This is a genomic window from Streptomyces sp. NPDC054840 (genome assembly GCF_053611065.1).
In genome coordinates this window covers 1-1,194 of sequence record NZ_JBSGZP010001138.1, presented here as the reverse complement: position 1 = coordinate 1,194, position 1,194 = coordinate 1, and the positions used below count along the sequence as shown (strand labels likewise).

Here is a 1,194-nt window from a genome sequence, read left to right as displayed (position 1 = left end):
GGTACATACCAGGCGCCCCATGTGCGTCAGAAGCAACAAATCTTTTACGTAAGACACTTGACCTGAATATGTCATGCACACATAAGCTTCGCGCCAGCTGAAGAAGATCCTTCAGGCCACCATCCCCCACAACCCCCCACGCGAGGAGCACACGTGCGCGCAGTTGCCCGCATATCCCCCCTTCTCCGCCGCCGCCTGATGGGCACGGCGGTCCTGGCCGGAACCTTGGCATTCACGCCGCTCGCCGCCCCCACCACGCTCGCGGCCGCCGCCAAGTCCCCCGCCGAGGTCTGCGCCGACCAGCCCGCCGCCTCCGGCGCCGCGAACGCCCGCGTCGCCCGCGCCCACGACGAGCACGCGGACGAGCCCAACGCGATCACCGACGCGCAGGCGAAGGCCATGGACGCCGACCTCAAGGCGAAGCTGGACAAGGCCCTCAAGAACCAGCCGCAGCGCAGCCTGGCGGCCGCCGAGGCCGTCGTGAACATCCCCGTGTACTTCCACGTCGTGCACTCCGGCACCACCGGCAAGCTGACGGCAACGGACATCGGCCAGCAGCTCGCGGTCCTCAACGCGGCCTACGGCGGCCAGGGCACCGGCAACGTCAACACGAACTTCCAGTTCACCCTGGCGGCCACCGACTACACGGACAACGCCACCTGGTACAACCTGGCTTCCGGCTCCCAGGCCGAGAAGGACATGAAGAACACCCTGCGCAAGGGCGGCCCGGGCGCGCTCAACTTCTACACCGCCAAGCTTTCCGGCGGGCTGCTGGGCTGGGCGACCTTCCCGACCTCCTACGCCTCCAGCCCCAAGATGGACGGCGTGGTCGTGCTCGACAGCTCGCTGCCGGGCGGCTCCGCGGCCAACTACAACGAGGGTGACACCGCCACCCACGAGGTCGGCCACTGGCTGGGGCTCTACCACACCTTCCAGGGCGGCTGTAACGGCAACGGCGACTACGTCTCCGACACCCCGGCCGAGAAGAGCGCCGCGTTCGAGTGCCCGACCGGGCGCGACAGCTGCGCGAGCAAGCCGGGCGTGGACCCGATCCGCAACTTCATGGACTACACGTACGACTCCTGCATGTACCAGTTCACCGCCGGCCAGGTGGCTCGCATGTCGAGCAGCTGGACCGCCTACCGCGCGGGCTGACCCACCGACGACAAGGGCCCGGTCCGGCATCCGCCGGGC

Annotated in this window: 1 protein-coding gene; it reads left to right on the top strand. The window is 68.4% G+C overall.

Annotated elements, in window-relative coordinates:
• The first annotated feature begins 198 nt into the window (after window positions 1-198).
• A complete protein-coding gene (locus ACWGIU_RS38175; protein WP_453712728.1) occupies window positions 199-1,155 on the top strand; it encodes a zinc metalloprotease in 957 nt (318 codons plus the stop codon).
• The last annotated feature ends 39 nt before the right edge of the window (window positions 1,156-1,194 follow it).